The organism is Streptomyces sp. NPDC049687 (assembly GCF_044465285.1).
Classification (GTDB): Bacteria; Actinomycetota; Actinomycetes; order Streptomycetales; family Streptomycetaceae; genus Streptomyces.
In genome coordinates, this window is record NZ_JBITLN010000003.1 from 484,497 (window position 1) to 504,405 (window position 19,909).

Consider the following 19,909-nt stretch of genomic DNA (forward strand, 5'->3'; position numbering starts at 1 on the left):
CGCCACTCCGACCCGACCGGGAACCGCGCCGACCCGGCCCGGGACCACGTCGACTCCTGCGGGAGCCACACCAACCCTGCAACGAGCCACCTCCGCCCTGCCCGGCCTGACGACCAGCCCGCCCGGCGCCGCGCCTTCCCTGCCGAGCGCCACTCCGACCCGACCGGGAACCGCGCCGACCCGGCCCGGGACCACGTCGACTCCTGCGGGAGCCACACCAACCCTGCAACGAGCCACCTCCGCGCTGCCCGGCCTCGCAACCGGCGGACAGGGCGCCACATCCGCCGTACCGGGTGCCCCAGCGTCCCTGCCCGGCGCCACACCCTCCCTGCCGGGCCTGCCAACCAGCCCGCAGGCCGCCGCACCCGCCGTGCCGGGCGCCGCGCCTTCCCTGCCGAGCGCCACTCCGACCCGACCGGGAACCGCGCCGCCCCGGCCGGGGACCGCGCCGAGTCCTGCGGGGGCCACACCAACCCTGCAACGAGCCACCTCCGCGCTGCCGGGCCTGGCGACCAGCCCGCCCGGCGCCGCACCCGCCGTACCGGGCGCGGGACCGTCCCTGCCGGGAGCCACACCCTCCCTGCCTGGAGCCACACCCGCCCCGCCGGGAGCCACACCCTCCTCGCCCGGCGCCGCGCCTTCCCTTCCGGGTGCTGCCCCGACGCTCCCAGGCGCCGCGCCGACCCTGCAACGAGCCGTATCGGCCCTGCCGGGATCCACTCCGACCCCGCCGGTGTCCACTCCGGCCCGGCCCGGGGCCGTGTCCCCACGTCCGGGCATGTCGCCGTCGTCGCCGGTGTCCACGCCGTCGCACCCGAGCCGGCCACCGGCGTCACCGTCGGCCTCGCTCCCGACCGCGCCGGGAGCCGTGCCGTCGGTCTCAGCCGCACATCCGTCCCGGCCGGGAGCCGCACCGTCGCGCCCGGCCGGGTCACCCACCCCGCTCGCGGTCGCGCAACGGCGCCCGGCGGACCCCGTGTCCCGGCCGTCGGCCACCCCGGCGCGGGGCATCCGCGTGTCCCCTGCGGCGCCGCGTCCGATGTCGCCCGCCATTCCCCTGACCAGATCGGCCCCGGCCCCTGTGCAGCGGCGTACGCTGCCCGCCCGTCTCCCGTCCGCCCCGGCTCCGGCCGCGCCCCGGGGCACGGACACCGACGGCGACCGGCCGGCGTCCGGCAAGGAACCCGCGCCGGGTCCAGGCCCGGTGGCGGTGGCCGCCCCGGTTCCCCCGCCGGGAGCGGCCGGCGGGGTGCCCGCCCCTTCCGGCGGGCACCCCGTCCAACGGTCGGTGTCCGACCCCGCCGCGCCCCCGCCGTCTGCCCCGCCCTCCCCCGAACTCCCGGTCCAGCGGACGGTTTCGCGTACGCCGGGTCACGCATCCGCGCCCACGGCCGCGACGCCCGAGGCCCAACACCCGGGCCGGGACACCCGCACGTCCACGGCCACGTCGCGGGCGGCCGCCCCCACGCACCCGGTCCAGCGAGCCCTGCCCTCGCACCAGGGCAGGCCCGACACCACGTCCACAGCAGTCGGTCCCGCACACCCCGCCCAGCGAGCCGTCCCACCGCAGCGGAACACCCCCGCGCCCACGCCTCCCGTGCAGCGGGCCACCGCACGCCGGCAGAACGCCTCCGCCCAGGCCGACGCCACCCCTGAGCCCACACCCCCGGCACCCGCCGCGCCCCGGCACCAGGACGCCCGTACACAGGACGCGACCACAGCCGCTTCCCCGACCCCGGTGCAGCGCGCCACGGCACCCTCCACCCCCGCCAGGACCGCCACGGCGAACACCACCGGCACACCCGGCGGCACGCCCGCGCCCACGAGCGCGGCGTCCACCGGCCACACCGTCCAGCGAGCCGTACGCGGACCCCAGCAGGACACCATGCCGAGCGGCCCCGCCTCCGCGCCCACACGCCCGGCCGGGCAGGCACCCCCGCAACGGCAGACCCCCACCACACCGGCCCCGTCCGCGCCCGCGCCCGTGATCCAGCGAGCCGTCCCCGACGCCACCGTGCCCGTCCCCCCGGCAGCCGACACCTCCACCGCGCCGGCGGTGCCCGGCGTCCGGCGCGCACCCGCAGCGAGTACGGCCCCCTCAACCACTCCCGCCCCGGTCCCGCCGTCCTCACCTCGGCGCACCGACGCCCCCGCGGACACCCCGGCATCCCCCCGGCGTCGTACAGGCCTGGGCGCCCCCCTCAAGCCGACGACCACCACCCCGCACGCCCCCCTCGTCCAGCGCGCGCCGCAACCCGCCACGCCCGCCGCCCGCCCCCTCCTGGGCGCCCCTCTCCCCGCCCTTCCCACAGAAGCGCCCCTGCTCAACGTCGCCCGAAGCACCGCCCCCGCCGACCCCGCCCCCGCACCGCCGTCCACGCCAACCGCCCCCGCTCCGGCGGTCGTTCAGCGAGCCGTCCCGCTCCCCGTGCCACCGCTGCCGACCCCACGGCCGGCCACCCCCGCCACCCCCGTCCAGCGCCGCGCGGTCACCACCCCGGTACCCCTGCGCCGCACCGCGCCCGGCACGGACCCCGTCCCCGTGGTCAAGCCCCGCCCCACCACCCTCAGCACCCCGCCCCTCGCCACGCCCCAACCCCCCACCGCACCATCACCCTTGCCACACCCGGCACCACCCCCCACGCCGCCGGCACCCGCAGCGACCCCCGTCGTCCAACGACGCCAGGCCCCGCCACTCCCGGCCGCGTCCCGGACCCCACCCAAGCCGCCCCCCACCGCCCACGCCCGCCCCACCTCCACCCCCGACACCTCCGACACCCCGGAGACCCCACCGCCCCCCGGCTTCGACCCCCGCGCCCTCACCGACTTCCAACTGGACGAACTGACCCACCGCCTGACCGGCCGCATCACCCGCCTCCTGCGCACCGAACTCCGCCTGGACCGCGAACGGATCGGCAGACTCCGCGACCCCCGTCACTGACGCCCCGAACAGGCGCCCCCAGAAAGGCCAGACCCCTCGATGTCCCGCGATCTCGACCCGGGCTCCACCATCTTCTTCACCCTGACCATCGACGGCGAGAGCCTCGGTTACTTCAACGGGTGCGAGGGACTGTCCTCCCAGGTGGAGATCGAGCACCGCCAGGAGGGCGGCAACAACGGCTTCGTCTGGGCGCTCCCCTCCCGCGTCACGTTCTCCAACATCAGGCTGACCCGCCCGCTCACCCCGGACACCGCCAAGGTCGCCAAGTGGATCTCCTCGATCACGACCGGCGTGACCCGCCCCACCGCGCAGATCGCGGCGCTGCGGGCCGACGGCTCGGAGGTCGCCCGCTGGGGCCTGATCGACGTCCTGCCGGTCAGCTGGCAGGGCCCCTCCCTCGACCCCGCGAACCCGGGCGTCGCCACGGAGGTCCTGGAGATCACCCACCACGGATTCACCGACTAGGCCGGGGAGAGGACACAACGTCATGGCCAAGGGCAGCAGGAGCGGCGCCGGCAAGAGCCTGGTCCGCGCGACGCTCTCGATCCACGAACCGCCGGTCGGCACCAGCACCACACCGGGCGGGCTGCGGAAATCCTTCGCGTTCGAGTTCAACCCGGCGCAGCTTCAGGTCGCCCGCCGGGCCCTGTGGAAGGTGACCCCCACCGCCGCCGTCCGCGACGGATCCAAGCCGGAGTTCATGGGTCCGGAGCCCCGCGAGATGAGCGTGGAGATCTTCCTGGACTCCTCCGACGAGCCGGACAGCAACACCGTCATGCAGAAGGTGGAGTCGCTCTTCGACTGCTGCGAGGTCACCACCGGCAGCATCGCGGCGAACCAGCCCTCGCCCCCCTGGGTGGTCTTCCAGTGGGGCTCCTTCTCCACCGTGCACTTCACCGCCTACGTCAGCAGTGTCGACGTGACGTACTCGCTGTTCGGCACGACCGGTGTGCCCATCCGCGCCACCTGTCAGGTCCGGCTGCACGAGATCCCCAGCAAGACCAAGGGCCAGAACCCCACCTCCGGCGCCCTCACCGCCCAGCGTGTGCACCGGGTCGTGGCGGGCGACTCGCTGCAGTCCCTCGCCTGGCGCGAGTACGGCGACTCGACCGCCTGGCGGGCCATCGCCGAGGCCAACGGCATCGACGACCCCACCCGGCTGCCCACCGGGATCGAACTCATCCTCCCGGCCGCCGGGGAGGTGCGCTACTGATGGTGGCGACCGCCTTCTCCAGCATCATCAAGGTCACCCTCGGCGGCAGGCCCCTGCCCCCCGACTTCGCCCCCATGCTCGTGGAGGGCTGGGTGGATCAAGGGCTCGGTGTGCCGGCCTCCTTCCGGCTGACCTTCCGCGACCCCTACCACCTCGTCCTCGGCAAGCTGGGCGTCAAGTTCGGCACTCCTGTCGTCCTCACGCCCATCGCCGACGGCCAGGGCGCCGGCGACCCCCTCCTCACCGGCGAGGTCTGCGGCCTGGAGGCCGACTACGACGGCACCGGCTCCTTCACCGTGATCCGGGGCTACGACGCGGGGCACCGCCTGATGCGCCAGCGCCGTATCGCCGCGTACCGCAACCAGAGCGCCTCGGACATCGCCCGCAAACTGGCCGCGGGGGCGGGCGTGCCCGTCGGGAAGATCCAGTCCACCAAGACCGTCTACGAGTTCATCAGCCAGGCCAACGTCACCGACTGGGACTTCCTCGCCCGTCTCGCCGACGAGAACGAGATGGTCATGTCCGTCGACGCGAAGGGGAAGTTCCAGTTCGTCAAGCCGGACCCCGCCTCCGGGGCGCCGCCCACCTCCACCCCCGGTGAGAAGAGCCCGTACGTCCTCGAGGCCGGCACCGACATCCTCCGGCTGCGCGCCGCCGTCACCTCCGCCGAGCAGGTCGCCCGTGTCGAGGCGCGCGGCTGGGACGTCACCACCAAGAAGACGCTGACCGCGACCGCGCCCGCCACCACCAACCCCGGCATCAAGATCGGTACCACCCCCGGCGAGGCCTCCGCCAAGTTCAAGCCCACCACACTGGTCGACGCGCAGACGCCGTACGACCGTCAGTCGGAGGTGAGGTTCGCCGCCGAGGCCCTCGCCGACGACGTCACCGGCTCCTTCGCCGAGCTGGAGGTCATCGCGCGCGGCACGCCGAAGCTCCGCCCGGGCCTGCCCGTCACCCTCGCCGATGTCGGCGCGCCCTTCGAGGGCAAGTACACCGCCACCTCCGTACGCCACGTCTTCGGCGACGGAAAGCACTACGAGGCCTGGGTGACCGTCAGCGGCAGGCAGTGGCGGTCCCTCTACGGGCTCGCGTCGGGGGGCGGCAGCGCGCAGAACGGCCTCAGCCTGCCCGGCACCACCAACGCCCTCGTCACCGACATCCAGGACCCGCTCAGGCAGGGGCGGGTGAAGCTCCAGTTCCCCTGGCTCGACGACGTCTACGTCAGCGACTGGACCCGGGTCATGCAGTGGGGCGGCAAGGACGGCGGGTCCATCTTCCCGCTCGACGTGGGCGACGAGGTGCTGGTCGCCTTCGACCGGGGCGCCCTGGACCACCCGTACGTCATCGGCGGCCTCTACAACGGCAGGGACAAACCGACCCCGGTGAAGGACGTGCCGCTGCACGACGGCGCCCGCCGCCGCGCGGCCCGGCACACCCTCTCCGACCGCGACGGCAACCGCGTCGACCTGCTCAGCCAGAAGACCGGCGGCCGCAAGCAGGGCGTCCGCGTCACCTCCGGCGACGACAGGCTCGTCATCAACCTGGACCGTACGAAGACGGAGATCACCGTCGACAGCAAGGGCACCGTCAAGATCACGGGCAGCCGTTCGGTGTCCGTCGAGGCCGGCACCGAACTCACGCTCAGCGCGGGCCGCAAGCTCACCATCAAGAGCGGCGGCATGCTCGACATCCGTGGCACTGGCCCGGTCAACGTCAAGTCGCTGTCGAGCGTGGTGAACGTGGACGCCCTCGGAGCGCTCAGCCTCAAGGCGGGCGGCGCCGCGACCGTCAACGCGGGCGGCACCATCCAGGTCAACGCCACCGCCAATGTCGGCATCCGGGCCGCCACCCTCCTGCTGCAGGGCGTGGTGATGGTCAACAACAAGCCGTACCCGATCCCGTGATGGCCGGGCATTTCCTCAGGAGGGTGGCCGTCTGATGGCCGAACAGTTCGTCGGGTCCGGCTGGGCGTTTCCCCTGCGCATCGGGCCCACCGGAGGCATCGCCCTGGTCAGCGGCGAGCGCGAGATCGAGGAGGCCATCCGGCTGATCCTCGCCACCGCGCCGGGCGAGCGTCCCATGCGCCCGGAGTACGGCTGCGCCATCCACGACCTGGTCTTCGCCCCGGTCAACGAGGCGACGGCCGGCCGTATCCAGCACGAGGTGTACACCAGCCTGGACCGCTGGGAGCCACGCATCGAGGTCAACGACGTCGAGGTCACGGCCGGCGCCGAGCAGGGCGTGCTCTGGATCGACGTCCGCTACTCGATCCGCGGGACCAACAATCCGCGCAGTCTCGTCTTCCCCTTCTACGTCATCCCGTCCCACGACGAGCCGGACTCCTCCGGTCCGGCCTCCGGCCCGGTCTCCGGTCCGGCTCCTGAAAGCGACCGCTGATGGCCCTGCCCTCCCCCAACCTGGACGACCGCCGCTTCCAGCAGTTCGTCGACGACGCCAAGCGCTACATCCAGCAGCGCGCTCCGGAGTGGACCGACCACAACGTCTCCGACCCGGGTGTCACGCTCGTCGAGACGGTCGCCCACATGGCCGACCAGATCGTCTACCGCCTCAACCGCGTCCCGGACAAGAACCACCTGGCCTTCCTGGACCTGGTCGGCATCCGTCTCTTCCCGCCGTCGGCGGCCCGCACGGACGTGACCTTCTGGCTGTCCGCGCCCCAGGAGGAGACGATCCTGCTGCCGACCGGCACCGAGGTGGCGACGGTCCGCACGGAGAGCGAGGAGGCGGTCGTCTTCGCGACGGAACGCGAACTCGCCGTGGTCCCCTCCTCGTTGGGACATCTGGTCGTCCAGCACCAGGGCGAGCCGGTCACCGACGTCACCACCGATCTCGCCGAGGGCAAGGACGTGCTCTGCTTCGCCGAGGCCCCGCGCCCGGGCGACTGCATGCTCCTCGGCCTGAGCGCCGCCGTCCCGCACTGCGCGGTCGCCCTCGAACTCGACAGCCGCGTCGACGGCGTCGGCGTCGACCCCCGCCAGCCCCCGCTCGTCTGGGAGGCGTGGACGGAGGACGGCTGGCAGCCCTGCGAGGTCGACCGCGACGGCACCGGCGGCCTCAACCGCCCCGGCGAGGTCGTCCTGCACGTCCCCGGCGGGCACGTGCTGTCCCGCTCCGGCGGCCAGGAGGCCGGCTGGCTGCGCTGCCGCGTCACCGAACCCCTCCCCGGCCAGCCGTTCTACACCCTCTCCCCCACCCTCCGCTCGGCCGAGGCCTTCACGGTCGGCGGCACCGCCCCCGCCGTCCACGCCGAGACGATCTACGACGAGGCCCTCGGCGAGTCGACGGGCCTGCCCGGCCAGCGCCTCCACCTCGCCCACGCGCCGGTCGTGGGAGACGACCCGCCGTTGCTGCTGCAGACCGCCGAGCACGAGGGCTGGCTCGACTGGCAGGTGGTCCCCCACTTCGCCGCGTCCGGCCCGCGCGACCGCCATGTCACCCTCGACGCGGCCACCGGTGAGATCGCCTTCGGCCCGTCCGTCCGCGAACCCGACGGCCGTCTGCGCCAGTACGGCGCCGTGGCCCCCAAGGGCGCGGTCATCCGCGCCCGCCGCTACCGCACCGGCGGCGGCAGGGCGGGCAATGTGGCCAGGGGCGCGGTGCAGGTGCTCCGCACCTCGGTGCCGTACGTCTCGGAGGTCGTCAACCGGGAGGCCGCGCGCGGCGGCGTCGACGGCGAGACGGTGGAGGAGGCGAAACTCCGGGCGCCGATCACCCTGCGCGCCCAGGAGAGGGCGGTGACCCTGCGCGACTACGAGGAGCTGGCCCGCCGCGCGGCTCCGGAGACGGCCCGTATCACGTGCCTGGAGGGCGAGCCCGACGAGCACGGTTCGTACGCCGTACGGGTCCTGGTGGTCCCCCAGGCCGTCCCCGATCCCGGCGGCCGCCTCCGCTTCGAGCAACTCGTCCCCGGCGACTCCCTGTTGGACCGCATCATGCGCCACCTGGACGAACGCCGCCTGATCGGCACGAGGCTGGCGGTGGGCCCCCCGTACTACCAGGGCGTGACGGTCGTGGCGACGGTGCACGCCTTCCGGGGCGTCGACACGGACCGCGTCCGCCGCCAGGCCCACGACGCCCTCTACCGCCACCTCGACCCGCTGACCGGCGGCGCGGACGGCAAGGGCTGGCCGTTCGGCCGCCCGGTGCAGTCCGGCGAGGTCTTCGCCGTACTGCAACGCGTCCCCGGGGTCGAGCTCGTCGACCAGGTCATCCTGCACCCCGCGGACCCCCTGACGGGCAAGCGCGGCGAGGCGACCGACCGCATCGACCTGTCCGCGCCGGCCCTGGTGTTCTCCTACGACCACCGGGTGCGCGTGATCGGAGACGGCGCGTGAACGTCCGTATGAAGGAGGGTGTCCGATGAGGGGCTCGGTCGACGGGCTCGGCTCCTCCTCCCCGATCGGCGCGATGCTGCCGGCCGTCTTCGCCGACGACGACCTGGCGCAGCGCTTCGTCGCCGGCCTGGACGAGGTCATCGCGCCCATCCTCAACGTCCTGGACTGTCTGCCCGCCTACTTCGACCCGGCCCTCGCCCCGGTCGACTTCACCCGCTGGCTGTCGGGCTGGGTCGGCGCGGAGACCGACGGCACGGAACCGGAGCCGAGGCTGCGGGCCGCGGTCGCGGCGGCCGCGTACCTGCACCGGGTGCGCGGGACCCGCCGAGGCCTGTCCGAGGCGATCCGACTCGCCTTCGGTGTGGAGCCGGAGATCGAGGAGAGCGGCGGCTCGGCCTGGAGCGCCCGCCCCCTCGGCCCGTTCCCCGGCGACGCCCGCCCCCACCTGCACGTCACGCTCCGCCTGCCCGACCCCGGTCCGGCGGACCAGCACCGCCTGGACGCCCTCGTGGCCGCCGCCCGCCCCGCCCACATGCCGTACACGGTCAAGGTGACCGTCGCCGAAAGGATCCCGGAGAGATGACCACCCAGAACTGCGCCGAGTGCGGCACCCGGGCGGAACCCGGCCAGTCCTTCTGCGACGGGTGCGGAGCCGTACTGAGCTGGACGGACCGGGCCCCGGCGAGGGCCGCGACGGCAGCGGCTCCGGTGTCCTCCGGTGCCGGTGCCGGCTCTTCCGCGCCCGCGTCCGGCGGTTCGGGACCGGAACCGGGTGGCGCGTCCCGTGCCTCCTCCGGCTCGTCTTCCGGCACGCCGGTGGTGACGGCGGCGCCGGACATCTCGACGCGCGCCCGGGACGACGACGAGGACCCGGCCCCCGCGCCCACCGCCGACGACGACACCGACACCGACACCGACACTTCGGACGACGACGAGGACACCACGGAAACCCCGCTCCCCGCACTTCCCCCGGACACGACGCCCACCCCGGAACCGGCCGCCGCCGCCGCGGACGACGGAACGGCCCCCACCACCCCCACCCCCGCCCTCGGCGACACGATGGCCGCCCGGGCCCGTTCCCTCCTCGTCCCCGTCACCGAACCGGAGGCGCCCGCGCCCGCCGCACCCCCCTCCGTGGCCCCGGTGCTGCCGGGCGTCCCGGTGGCGGACCGCCCGCAGGTACGCGCGCCGGGCCCGGTCCAGGGCGAGGAGCACGGCGTCGCCTGCCCCTGGTGCGCCACCCCGAACCGCCCGGACCGGCACTACTGCGCGCGCTGTGCGATGCCGATGACCCTGGAGGACCGCTCCTCGGTCCGTCTGCCGTGGTGGCGGCGCCTGTTCGGCCGGGGCGGCGAGACCCCGTGGGCCGGGGACCGCCCCCGGCTCCGCCGCACCTTCGACCGCATCCTGACCTGGGTGGTGGCGGCGGCCGTCCTCACCGGACTGATCATCGTCGGGATGAAGACCCCGGCCGCCATCCAGGCCACGAAGGATCACTTCGCCAAGCGGGCGGCGGTCTCCCCGGACACCTTCGCGGCGTCCCGCTCCTACCCCGGCCACAAGCCGGACCTGACCTTCGACAAGATCAACAACACCTGGTGGGGTCCGGGGGTCTCGCAGGGCGGCGAGGGCCAGTGGATCGAGGCCCGCTTCAACGAGCCGACCCGCCTGCTCGACCTGATCATCACCTCGGGCACCTCTACCCGCGCCGACCAGCTCACCGAGTCGGCCCTGCCGCACCGCGTCAAGGCGACGATCACCTTGAAGGACGGCACGACCACGACCCGCGACCTCGTCCTCGACCAGCAGGCGGGCGGCCAGCGTCGCAAGTTCCGGGTGGGCGAGGTCACCAAGGTCCGCTTCACGATCGAGTCGGCGTACGGGGCCTCCGCCAGCAAGCAGGTGGCGATCGCCGAGATCGAGTTCTTCGGCCCGTCGAGCGCCAACGCGTCCTGACGACGGAGGGGCAGCCGGCCGCGAGGGGGTGACGCGGCCGGCTTCTTCATGCCCCGGCTCCTTCCGACCTCGGGGAACTTGCTTGCGTAACTCAAGCAATAGATTTATAGTTGCCTGAGTTAAGCAATGGAAGTGCCGGAAAGCCCCACCCGCTGCGGAAGGACCCCCCGTGTTCGCCTCCTTCATCCGCTTCGTCGTCTTCGGCGGCGGCACCGGAGTCCTGTGCGGCCTCGCGGTCCCCGGACTCGCCACCCTGATGCCCTGGACCCTGGCGAACGCCGTCATCACCATCGCCTCGACGCTCCTGTGCACCGAACTCCACGCCCGCTTCACCTTCCGCACCGGCGGCCGAGCGGGCTGGCGCCGCCACTGGCAGTCGGCGGGCTCCGCGGCGGTCGCCTACGCGGCGACCAGCGTGGCCGTCCTCACCCTCCACGCCCTCCAGCCGACCCCCACCCTGCTGACAGAACAACTCGTCTACCTGACCGCCTCGGCCCTGGCCGGAACCGGCCGCTTCCTGCTCCTGCGCCTGGTGGTCTTCACGACGGCCGCCGACAAGACCGCCCCGGCCCGGGTGGCCCTGCCGCACCCCGCCCTGGCGACGGCGTGACACCACGTCCCCGAGTGCCACTCGGCGCGGGCCCACGTCCGGTGTACCGGCGTGGGCCCGCGGGGTTCAGGGGTGGGGTGCTACCTGGCGCCCCGGTCCTGGGTGAGGCGCTGCTTCAGCTTCTCCACCTTCTGTACGTACTGCGGTCCGACCCCACGGCCCCGCAGGGTCTGGGTGAGCCTGTCCAGCAGGTTGGTGGCGGGGTCGTGCCGGTCCTGTTCGGCGAGGGCGCCGGCGGTGGCCTCGATCCTTCGCGTCAGGCGGATGTGGCCGAACGTGTCGGCCGCCGCGTCGAGGTCGCCGTAGGCCCGCTGTGCCATTTCGAGGCCGCCGTCGACGTCGGTGCTCCTGGGTTCGATGCGCGCGCCGCCCTCCGCTGTGCGGGTGAGGACCTTGCCGGGGATGGCCGTGGCCGTGGCCAGACAGGCGGCCGCGTGCTTGGCCACCGGCTCCTCGGGAACGCGCTCGATCGTCTGGCGCAGGACGTCGTTGGCGTAGTCGAGCACCCGGCTGCCGCCCAGCGCCAGGACGCGTCCGACGGTGTCGGTGTACACGTCGTCCGCCAGGCGTTCGTGCTCGCGGCTCACCGGGCGCAGCACCCGCACGGGCAGCGGATCGGCGAGGATCTGTCCGGTCCCGCCGGCGGTGGCGGAGTGCGCGGTCCCCTCGGACGGGGTCCGCAGCGCCGCGTACACCCGGTACTCGCCGGGCTCGTCGATCTGCCAGCCGCCGAGGCCGGAGGAGAGGACGACGGGTGCGTACAGCGACTCACCCGGCTGGAGCAGCACCGGGACGGGCCGCCTGCAGTAGCTGAGATACGGCCGGACGACGCGGGCCTCGCTCGAACCCTGGCGCTGGACGAGGATGCTGACCTCGTCCCCCTCCAGCGTGTCGCGGTCCACCATCATGGGGGTGGTCGAGACATTGGTCAGCTTGAGTTCGGCGAACACCGGTTCCAGCATGCCGAAGCGGTACACACCCTGCGCGTCGGCCTGCCGGCTGACGCGCAGCGCGAGCTGGAGCGGTCCCCCGGCGGCGGCGCTCCGCGCCCGCTGGAAGCCGTGGTGGTCGAACCAGGGGATGTTGCCCTGTTCCACGAAGCGTTCGGGGGCGTGCCGCAGGAAGCGCAGTTCCTCCTCCGAGAAGAAGTACCGGAAGTCGCGGAAGAAGCCCTGTGTGCCGCCGTTGGGGAAGATGAACGGGTAGTTCATGTAGCTGAGCGCGTCGGGCTCGTCCGCCAGGGGGACCCACGATGCGCCGGGGACGAGCGCCTTCTCCCAGGAGTGCGCGAGGTTGAAGGTGTGACCGATCTCGTGCACGGCCGTCCAGAAGCGCATCCGGCGCACGAACGCCTCCGGCGCCGGGTCGCCGTTCTGCGGCGGATCCGAGATGAAGGAGTCGGTGAAGATCGCGCAGCCCTGGCGCTGAGCCGAGCCGATGTCGTCGAACATGATGCCGCCGAGGTCGTGGCCGATGTCGTGCTGCCCTGCGAACAGGGTCCACACCTGCCACTGCGCGACGCCCTCGCCGCCGGGACCGGGCTTCCACTCGGACCAGTGCCGCTGCATCGCGTCGTGCATCTCGATGTCGGACCAGATGCCGTTGACGGCCTCCGAGAGCGGGATCTCGTCGCCGCCCCCGGTGCGCCTGACGTCGATCCCCTGGCGGGTGAAGGCGTCCTCGATGCTCAGGGTGACGTCCGGCAGGTCGGGCGGCCGTACGGGATGGTCGTGCAGTCGGTAGGTGTCGGTCTGCACCGCGCCGGCGACACGGTCGAACTCGATCCCCACCTTGCGGAAGTGCGGGGTGAAATGGGTGTAGCGCACGACCTCGTCGGGGGCGTCGGGCCGTACGAAGGTCACCTGGGCGCCCATCTGCTGCAGCGGCGGTGTGCCGGTCAGCCGCAGTCTGATCGCGGTGCCGGGGCGCAGGACCGGGTTGCCGTCGCGATACCCGATCGGTCCGGTGTACGAGCCGTTCGGCTGCTTGGTGACCTTCGCGATCCAGGTGAGCCTGCCGCCGAGGAGCCGGAAGACGGTTCCGGACACCGTCATGGTGGGCGCGGGGCCGTCCACGTCGACGCGCAGTTCCTCGAAGTCGCCCGATGCGGCGGCGGCCGGTACGGTCTCGGGCTGGCGGGTGGTCTCGCCGGCTGTCAGCTGCTGGGCGGTGGGCTCTCCGTTGCCCAGAGGCGCGAGGCCCGGCATCACCGCCGGGCCGCCCCGGGCGGTCCCGACCGCTCCGGTCTCGCCGACCGCGGCCAGCTCCTCGGCTCCCTGCCCGCCGCCCGGGCCGGGGAGGGGGCGGTTGTCGCGGACGTAGACCCCGCTGCGTCGGCTCGGTGGCGTCAGCTCGGCCTCCCTGGCCGGCTGCTGCGCGTACCCGGCCTGTTCCTCGTGGGACAGTCGGCGGGACAGCTGGTCCGCGACGGCGGTGACGAGTTGGTCGAAGTCACCGGAACGGCTGGATTCCTGGGTGGTCATGCTTCCTCCTGGTCGGGGTTCACCGGGGATGCACGGGCAGGCTCGATGGAGCGGAAAACCTGGACCGTTGAACGGTTGAAGACGTCACGGACGCATCCGGACGTGGTGAAACCCCGTGCGGCTGACGGTCGATGGCGGCTTCGCCGGGATTCCGGCGGTGCTGTGGCCGCGGACAACAGGCGGGGGAGCCCGTCCGACGCGGCCACCCCCTCAGTCAAAACCGGGCGGGTACCGGCTGCAACCCGAGGTCAGAGGTAGCGGGGACGGTCGGCACCTGCTACGGCGTTCAGACTCCCGTCGGCGGCGACGCTGACACGTACCGCCCGGGTGACGGCCGTGTCGATCGTGATGTCGAGGCGGTGGGATCCGTCCATCTCGACGCCGATGGCGTGCTCGCCCTCCGGCAGGGCGACATCGACGGACGTGGCCAGTCCGATCTGGGTCCGGGTCCGGACATCGGGCTCGTCGAGGACGACACCGCCGTCGACGGAGACGACGACGTGCCGGTGCCGAAAGCCCCCCTCCAACGCGATGGTCAGACCGGGTTCACTCATGGCACCGCCGCCTGGTGATCGTCCGTCAGGAACGGGGCGGGGTCGTTCTGCGGCGCGGTTTCCGTCACGGGGTTCACGTCCACGTCGAGCGTCACGGCGAGGATCCCGGGACGGGTGTCGTAGCCGCCCGTACGGCGGCCGCCGCCAGGGCCTTGGCAACTCGTCGGCTCATGATGGCCGCCTCTCGAACCGGGCGTTCCCGTGTTCCCGTTGCCCTTCGAGCGTACTGCCGCCCGTTATGGGCCTCGACCCGAGCGCCGCCTCAGACGGTCGGCGAGCCGTCGACCGGGGCCTCCGCATGCGTCACGAAGTCGTCCACCAGTCGCTCGAAGAGCGCCGCCAGCCGGTGCAGATCGTCGGGGGCCCAGTCCAGCAGGGCCGCCTGGATGCCGCGCAGGCCCGCGTCCCGGATGCGGTCCACGGCGGTCCGGCCCGCCTCGGTGAGTCGGATCAGCTGGGCCCGTCGGTCCTCCGGGTCGGGGACGCGGCTGACATAGCCGGACTTCTCCAACTGCCTGAGCTGACGGGTGACATGGGAGGCCTCCACGGAGAGGCGGATGGCCAGCACGCCGGGGCGCAGGAGTTCGTCCGCGGCGAGGTGGCGCAGGATCGCCACGGCGGCCCGGTCCAGGGGGAGGCCGGCGACGGTCATCAGCCGGTCGTGCTGGCGCGCGCGTCCGGCCAGGTACGTGATGCGGGTGAGGGCCCGTTCGATCGCGATCACGTCGGTCGGGACCGCTGCGGTGGAGGGCGAGGGTGTCATTACCCCACAGTACAGATACTTGCCTAACTCAAGCAAGATCCAGGGCCAGTAGTTGCTTGACTTAAGTAACTCCCATATGGTTGCCTAACTCAAGCAATGACACGCAGAGATCGTCGCCGCCCGCAGGAGCGTCCACCATGTCGCACGCCACCATCGCCCCCGCCCGGAGGGCCCGCAGCCGCCGGCCCGCGCACCAGCACCGCCCGGCCCCTGTACGGCCGTCCCTCGCCGCACCGCCCAGGTGGACCGTCATGCCGCTGTGGCAGGCCCTCGCCACGGACGTGGCCCACCCGTGACGACCCCGCTGCCGGCCTGAGCGACAGGACCCCCACTCCATGAGCTCCCAGCCCCCCGGGCTCCCCCGCCCCGCCGATGCCGTGCTCGGCGCCGTACTCTTCGCCTGTTCTTTTCCCGGCAGTGTGGTCACCTTCCCCGGCCAGGAGCTGGGCGTCCCGTGGTGGCCCGGTGTCGTCCTCGGCGGGATCGCCTGCGCCGCGCTGATCCCGCGCCGTACGCACCCTCGCCGTGCGGTCCTCGCCACCCTCGTCTGCGCGGTCGCCGCCTCCGCGCTCGGGTATCTGCTCACCGTGCTGCTGCTGGCGCCCCTGATGCTCGCCCTGTACTCCCTCGCCGCCACCACCGACCGCCGGACCGCCAACACCTACGCCTTCACCGGGATCGCGCTGCTGGTCGGTACCGGGCTGATCGCCGGGCCGCCCGGCGAACCCCTGGTCCTCAAGCTGCTCGGACCCGCCGCCTGGCTGCTGCTGCCGACCTCCCTGGGCACGGTGAACCGGCTGCGCGCCGCCTACCTGGACGCCGTGCAGGCGCGGGCCGAGCACGCCGAGCGCACCCGGGAGGAGGAGGCGCGGCGCCGGGTCACCGAGGAGCGGATGCGCATCGCCCGTGACCTGCACGACGTCGTCGCCCACCACCTCGTGCTGGCGCATCTCCAAGCGGGCGCGGTGGCCCGGCAGTTGCCCGCGCGTCCTGACGAGGCCGCCCGGCTCACCGCCGACCTGGCCTCCACCACGGCCTCGGCCCTGCGCGAGCTCAGGGCGACGGTCGGGCTGTTGCGGCAGGCCGACGACGACACCGCCGGGAAGCCGAGGGAACCCAGGCCCGGTCTCGCCCAGCTCCCCGAACTCGCCGCGTCCTTCCGGGGCGCCGGGCTCGAGGTCACCGTCAGCACCGAGGGCGAGCCCCGCCCGCTGACCGCCGGCGCGGACCTCACGGCGTACCGGATCGTGCAGGAGGCCCTCACCAACGTCACCAAGCACGCGGCCGCGGGCACCGCGCGGGTGCGGCTCGTCTACGCCGACGACCGGCTCGCGCTCGCGATCACCGACGACGGCGGGGTGCCGCCCCGGCGCCCGCGGTCCGCCGGCAGTGGTGGCTACGGCCTCATCGGGATGCGTGAGCGGGCCCGTTCGGCGGGTGGCCGGGTGTGGACCGGCCACCGCCCGCACGGCGGCTTCGAGGTCGTCACCGAACTGCCCCTGCCGCCACGGGAAGAGCACCGAAACGACGAGCCCCACCCCGTCTGAGACGGGGTGGGGCTCGTCGGACTGGAGCGCCGGGCAGGCCTTGCACCTGCATCTCCCCGCAGGAAGCGGGGCGTCTTTCCTTGGACCACCAACGCAGAGGTCGTTCACCGTCTTTGTTTCCCGGTGACCGGCTCAAGATCAACCTTACCCCATTTCCGGGGCCATCGCGACCACTGATGATCGACTGATGGAGCAGACGGTCGATCAGGCGACGTCCTCGACCTTCAGATCCGGTCCTACGACGACGGTGACCACGCCCGCCGCCGCCGAAGCGTCCTGCACCGCGCGGGCGTTGGGCAGCCGCGAGGCGAGGACGGCGGCCTGGCGCTCCAGTCCCGCCGGGTAGGTGACGGTCGTCTTCGTCACCGACGAGGGCGCGTTGCCCGTGCCGGCGAGGCGGTAGCCGGCCTCGGTGAGCCGCTCGGCGACGGCCGCCGCGCGGCCGCCGACACCGGTGCCGTTGAGGACCTGGACGCGCACCGAGGACGCGTACACCACGTCCTTCTTCGCGGCGTCCAACTGCGCCTTGGTGACCTCCTTGTCCTTGGCCAGGGAGGTGAACAGGTCCGCGGCCTGCGGGTACTGCCAGACGACGTTGGCCTTGTCGGTGGGATAGTCCGCCTCGCGGCCGTAGTTGGGCACGGTGAGGAAGCTCAGGTGATCGCTCGGGATCCCCTTCAGCTCGTCGGCGAGCCCGTACAACGGCTGGATGCCCGCCAGGTCGGGGCTCGCCGTGAGGGACTTGGTGACCGACTTCAGGAAGCCGTACATCGCGTCGGCGTCCGTGAGCTTGGCCCGGGCCTTCTTCACCAGGGCGTCCATGAACTCCTGCTGACGGCCGATCCGTCCGATGTCGGAACCGTCGCCGACGCCGTAGCGGACGCGGACGTAGGCGAGGGCCGTCTCGCCCTTCACCGTCTGGCATCCGGCGTCGATGTCCAGCTTGGAGTTCTTCTCGTGGATGGCCTGCTCGGGGCAGACCTCGATGCCCTCCAGCGCGTCGACCATGCCCTTGAAGCCGGAGAAGTCGATCGACATGAAGTTGTCGATGCGCAGGCCGGTGTTGGCCTCGATGGTCTTGATGCTGCACGCGGCGGCCTCGGCGACCTTGCCGCTGCTGCCGCCGATCGCGAACGCCTTGTTGATCTTGAAACGCTGCGGGGAGGACGAACCGCCGTCGCCCGTCTCGCACGAGGGTATCTCCACCCACGAGTCACGCGGGAAGGAGACCACGGAGGCCCACTCGCGGTTCGCCGGGATGTGCAGCACCATCAGCGTGTCCGACTGCATGGTGGTCAGGTCCTTGCCGTACTTGGCGTTGGCGCCGTCACGGCTGTCGGACCCGACGAGCAGGATGTTCTTCGAGCCGGGGGAGATGTTCTGCGGCCGGTCCGCGCCCAGCTTGTCGTCGACGTCGGCCTTCTGGATGTTGCCGTTGAGGTCCTGGTAGATCCAGGCGCCGACCCCGCCGACACCGAGGACGACCAGCGAGGTCACCCCGGCACCCCAGACGAGGATCCGCCCCCGCCGGGTGAGCCTGGTGCGGCCCGTGCCCCTGCCCTTGGCCCGGTTCCCCCGGCCGGCCGCCTCCACCGGAGGACGCCCACGCCTTCTCGTTCCGCTCACCGGCGCTCGCCCCTCCGCATCGGTCGTTTCACCCCGTACACCGTGCTCGGGTCGTCGGCGTGGTCACCGCCGAACGCCGGAACCCTACACGCAAGTAGGAATACGTCCGGCGAGCACAGACGACTCAGGAGACTCACGGAGCCACAGAAGGGTTGCCCCGGAGAAGAAGCCCGTCCGACGAGTCCCAGCCCGCCTGTCACACTTCCGCGGGCTGTTCCGTCAGAGAGGTGTAACCCACCGACAACAGCAACGGGAGCTCACGATGGAAGCTCGTCTGAACCTCTTCGGCAACCCGGTCGCCGGCAAGTTCCTGCGGTACATCAACTCGGCGGGGAAGGCGGTCTCGGACTCGGCACTGCCGGCCGCGACGCAGGAACTGGTGAAGATCCGGGCCAGTCAGATCAACGGCTGCGGGTTCTGCACCGACATGCACACCAAGGACGCCGCCGCCGCGGGGGAGACCGCTCAGCGGCTGCACCTGGTCGCGGCCTGGAGGGAGGCCAAGGTCTTCACCGACGCCGAGCGGGCCGCCCTGGAGCTGACGGAACAGGGCACCCGGATCGCCGACGCGGCCGGTGGTGTGACGGACGAGGCCTGGGAGGCCGCCGCCAAGCACTACGACGAGGACCAGCTCGCGGCCCTGGTCTCCCTCATCGCCCTCATCAACGCCTACAACCGGCTCAACGTCGTCGTCCAGCAGCCGGCCGGCGACTACCAGCCCGGCATGTTCGGCTGACGGCGCACACCCGCCCGGACCGCCGTCCCTCCCCGCCCCGCGCCGGCTCGGCCCGGGACGGAGGCGGGGCGGAGGCAGGGCGGATCGGCGGCCTCTTCGACGAGGGGGCCGCCACCGGCCGGTCCGGGCACGCCCCGCCCGCTCCCGTCGGCCGCGCTGAAGGGTGGTCCACGCCCGCGGGCACGCCCATGACCTCCGCGACGCTCCGGGGGACTCCTTCACACCGATGGCCCAGGCAGCGGGCCGGGAACATGCGAGCGGGCAAGGGGTGTGCAAGCGTCGTGATCACCGATCTCTTTTCCCCGCTGCTCACGAGGGGCCAACGGTGGTTGTCGCGGTTGCCGAGACTGGAGCTCGATTCGCACTGCCCTGGGGGGAGTTCAGCCTCGGGCAGTACCTGGGGCTGCTGCTGATCGCGGCCGGGACACTGCTCGGCGCCTGGTTGGGGCGCCGGTGGTCGCATCGCTCGACCATGCTGCTAGGGGCCGCGTCGGGGGTGCTGCTGGCGGTGGCCGGGGCCGACATCGTGCCGCACGCCCTGCACGAGGCGGAGGAGCTTGGCCTTGCCGGCTGGGTCGTACCGGTCGTCGCCGTCACGGCTTTCGTCCTCGCCTCGGCGGGGCACTCGCTGCGCGGGCGGCGCGAGCCGGGGCAGCTGCTCGGTGCCGGAACGGCGGTCGCCCTCGTGCTGCACCGGTTGGTCGAGGGCATGACGGTGGCCCTGCTCGCCTCGGTTCCCGTGGTGGCGGCGCTGGCCGTGCACTCCGTCAGTGAGGGACTCGCCCTGACGGCGGTCCTCGACGCGCGGGGCCGGCGGCCCCTGACCCCGTGGCTCGTCGCCGTCTGCGTGAGCCCGCTCGTGGGCGGCTTGATCACCCTGGTGGCGCCCGTGCCGGAGTGGACGCACGTGCTGCTGCTCTCCATGGTCGCGGGTGTGCTGCTGCGGAGCGCGAGCACGGCCCTGACACTGGCCCGGCGCCGGCACCTGACCGGGGAACTCGCACGGACGCCCATGCTGCTGGCGCTCGGCTCCGCGGCCGTCGTCACCACGGCCGCCGTGCTGGTACTGCGCTGAGCCTCGCCCGTTGAGTTGCGGGACCGTGACCCGATGCGATGCTGGAG

At 72.9% G+C, this 19,909-nt stretch carries 17 protein-coding genes; 13 read left to right on the top strand and 4 right to left on the bottom strand.

Going from position 1 to position 19,909, the window contains the following annotated elements:
• Positions 1-1,597: 1,597 nt before the first annotated feature.
• From ACIBVL_RS12150 to ACIBVL_RS12190, 9 genes are all read left to right on the top strand, one after another.
• Complete coding sequence (locus ACIBVL_RS12150; RefSeq protein ID WP_399096042.1) at positions 1,598-2,941, top strand: hypothetical protein; 1,344 nt, start codon at positions 1,598-1,600, stop codon at positions 2,939-2,941.
• A gap of 39 nt (positions 2,942-2,980) precedes the next feature.
• Positions 2,981-3,406, top strand: a complete 426-nt coding sequence (locus tag ACIBVL_RS12155) for a phage tail protein (protein WP_390845793.1) — start codon at positions 2,981-2,983, stop codon at positions 3,404-3,406.
• Between the two features lie 22 nt (positions 3,407-3,428).
• A complete protein-coding gene (locus ACIBVL_RS12160) occupies positions 3,429-4,154 on the top strand; it encodes a LysM peptidoglycan-binding domain-containing protein (protein ID WP_399096046.1) in 726 nt (241 codons plus the stop codon).
• Positions 4,154-6,061: a VgrG-related protein gene (locus ACIBVL_RS12165; RefSeq protein WP_399096049.1), complete on the top strand. Its 1,908-nt coding sequence runs from the start codon at positions 4,154-4,156 to the stop codon at positions 6,059-6,061. Before ACIBVL_RS12160 ends, ACIBVL_RS12165 begins: the two co-directional genes overlap by 1 nt.
• Positions 6,062-6,095: 34 nt before the next feature.
• Positions 6,096-6,554, top strand: coding sequence for a GPW/gp25 family protein (locus tag ACIBVL_RS12170; RefSeq protein WP_399096052.1), 459 nt, complete (start codon positions 6,096-6,098; stop codon positions 6,552-6,554).
• Positions 6,554-8,512: a putative baseplate assembly protein gene (locus ACIBVL_RS12175; protein ID WP_399096055.1), complete on the top strand. Its 1,959-nt coding sequence runs from the start codon at positions 6,554-6,556 to the stop codon at positions 8,510-8,512. Before ACIBVL_RS12170 ends, ACIBVL_RS12175 begins: the two co-directional genes overlap by 1 nt.
• A gap of 25 nt (positions 8,513-8,537) precedes the next feature.
• Positions 8,538-9,095, top strand: coding sequence for a phage tail protein (locus tag ACIBVL_RS12180; RefSeq protein ID WP_399096058.1), 558 nt, complete (start codon positions 8,538-8,540; stop codon positions 9,093-9,095).
• Positions 9,092-10,468: an NADase-type glycan-binding domain-containing protein gene (locus ACIBVL_RS12185; protein ID WP_399096061.1), complete on the top strand. Its 1,377-nt coding sequence runs from the start codon at positions 9,092-9,094 to the stop codon at positions 10,466-10,468. The genes ACIBVL_RS12180 and ACIBVL_RS12185 overlap by 4 nt, the downstream gene beginning before the upstream one ends.
• Positions 10,469-10,637: 169 nt before the next feature.
• Entirely contained in the window at positions 10,638-11,078 is a 441-nt protein-coding gene (locus ACIBVL_RS12190; RefSeq protein ID WP_399096064.1) for a GtrA family protein, read from the top strand.
• A gap of 80 nt (positions 11,079-11,158) precedes the next feature.
• Here ACIBVL_RS12190 and ACIBVL_RS12195 read toward each other — a convergent pair whose 3' ends face one another.
• The 3 genes from ACIBVL_RS12195 to ACIBVL_RS12205 form a co-directional block, all read right to left on the bottom strand.
• Complete coding sequence (locus ACIBVL_RS12195; RefSeq protein WP_399096067.1) at positions 11,159-13,561, bottom strand: hypothetical protein; 2,403 nt, start codon at positions 13,559-13,561, stop codon at positions 11,159-11,161.
• A 248-nt stretch (positions 13,562-13,809) separates the two neighbouring features.
• Positions 13,810-14,115: a hypothetical protein gene (locus ACIBVL_RS12200; protein ID WP_399096070.1), complete on the bottom strand. Its 306-nt coding sequence runs from the start codon at positions 14,113-14,115 to the stop codon at positions 13,810-13,812.
• Positions 14,116-14,377: 262 nt separating this feature from the next.
• Positions 14,378-14,878: a MarR family winged helix-turn-helix transcriptional regulator gene (locus ACIBVL_RS12205; RefSeq protein WP_399096073.1), complete on the bottom strand. Its 501-nt coding sequence runs from the start codon at positions 14,876-14,878 to the stop codon at positions 14,378-14,380.
• A 137-nt stretch (positions 14,879-15,015) separates the two neighbouring features.
• Between ACIBVL_RS12205 and ACIBVL_RS12210 the strand changes: the two genes are divergently transcribed.
• Positions 15,016-15,174 (top strand): hypothetical protein, encoded by a 159-nt coding sequence (locus tag ACIBVL_RS12210; protein WP_399096076.1) that lies wholly within the window; start codon positions 15,016-15,018, stop codon positions 15,172-15,174.
• Between the two features lie 39 nt (positions 15,175-15,213).
• Entirely contained in the window at positions 15,214-16,425 is a 1,212-nt protein-coding gene (locus tag ACIBVL_RS12215) for a sensor histidine kinase (RefSeq protein WP_399096079.1), read from the top strand.
• A 204-nt stretch (positions 16,426-16,629) separates the two neighbouring features.
• Here ACIBVL_RS12215 and ACIBVL_RS12220 read toward each other — a convergent pair whose 3' ends face one another.
• A complete protein-coding gene (locus ACIBVL_RS12220; RefSeq protein WP_399096082.1) occupies positions 16,630-18,051 on the bottom strand; it encodes an LCP family protein in 1,422 nt (473 codons plus the stop codon).
• Between the two features lie 262 nt (positions 18,052-18,313).
• On the opposite strand from ACIBVL_RS12220, the gene ACIBVL_RS12225 reads away from it, so the two are divergent.
• Both ACIBVL_RS12225 and ACIBVL_RS12230 read left to right on the top strand, forming a co-directional pair.
• On the top strand, positions 18,314-18,787 hold the full coding sequence (locus ACIBVL_RS12225) for a carboxymuconolactone decarboxylase family protein (protein WP_399096085.1): 474 nt from the start codon (positions 18,314-18,316) through the stop codon (positions 18,785-18,787).
• Between the two features lie 325 nt (positions 18,788-19,112).
• On the top strand, positions 19,113-19,862 hold the full coding sequence (locus tag ACIBVL_RS12230) for a hypothetical protein (protein WP_399096088.1): 750 nt from the start codon (positions 19,113-19,115) through the stop codon (positions 19,860-19,862).
• Positions 19,863-19,909 lie beyond the last annotated feature (47 nt).

Bases quoted from the DNA above. Each gene is read 5' to 3' on its own strand.
- ACIBVL_RS12155 (WP_390845793.1), top strand. From the start codon at position 2,981: ATGTCCCGCGATCTCGACCCGGGCTCCACCATCTTCTTCACCCTGACC.
- ACIBVL_RS12160 (WP_399096046.1), top strand. From the start codon at position 3,429: ATGGCCAAGGGCAGCAGGAGCGGCGCCGGCAAGAGCCTGGTCCGCGCG.
- ACIBVL_RS12165 (WP_399096049.1), top strand. From the start codon at position 4,154: ATGGTGGCGACCGCCTTCTCCAGCATCATCAAGGTCACCCTCGGCGGC.
- ACIBVL_RS12170 (WP_399096052.1), top strand. From the start codon at position 6,096: ATGGCCGAACAGTTCGTCGGGTCCGGCTGGGCGTTTCCCCTGCGCATC.
- ACIBVL_RS12175 (WP_399096055.1), top strand. From the start codon at position 6,554: ATGGCCCTGCCCTCCCCCAACCTGGACGACCGCCGCTTCCAGCAGTTC.
- ACIBVL_RS12180 (WP_399096058.1), top strand. From the start codon at position 8,538: ATGAGGGGCTCGGTCGACGGGCTCGGCTCCTCCTCCCCGATCGGCGCG.
- ACIBVL_RS12185 (WP_399096061.1), top strand. From the start codon at position 9,092: ATGACCACCCAGAACTGCGCCGAGTGCGGCACCCGGGCGGAACCCGGC.
- ACIBVL_RS12195 (WP_399096067.1), bottom strand. From the start codon at position 13,561: ATGACCACCCAGGAATCCAGCCGTTCCGGTGACTTCGACCAACTCGTC.
- ACIBVL_RS12200 (WP_399096070.1), bottom strand. From the start codon at position 14,115: ATGAGTGAACCCGGTCTGACCATCGCGTTGGAGGGGGGCTTTCGGCAC.
- ACIBVL_RS12205 (WP_399096073.1), bottom strand. From the start codon at position 14,878: ATGACACCCTCGCCCTCCACCGCAGCGGTCCCGACCGACGTGATCGCG.
- ACIBVL_RS12210 (WP_399096076.1), top strand. From the start codon at position 15,016: ATGTCGCACGCCACCATCGCCCCCGCCCGGAGGGCCCGCAGCCGCCGG.
- ACIBVL_RS12215 (WP_399096079.1), top strand. From the start codon at position 15,214: ATGAGCTCCCAGCCCCCCGGGCTCCCCCGCCCCGCCGATGCCGTGCTC.
- ACIBVL_RS12225 (WP_399096085.1), top strand. From the start codon at position 18,314: ATGGAAGCTCGTCTGAACCTCTTCGGCAACCCGGTCGCCGGCAAGTTC.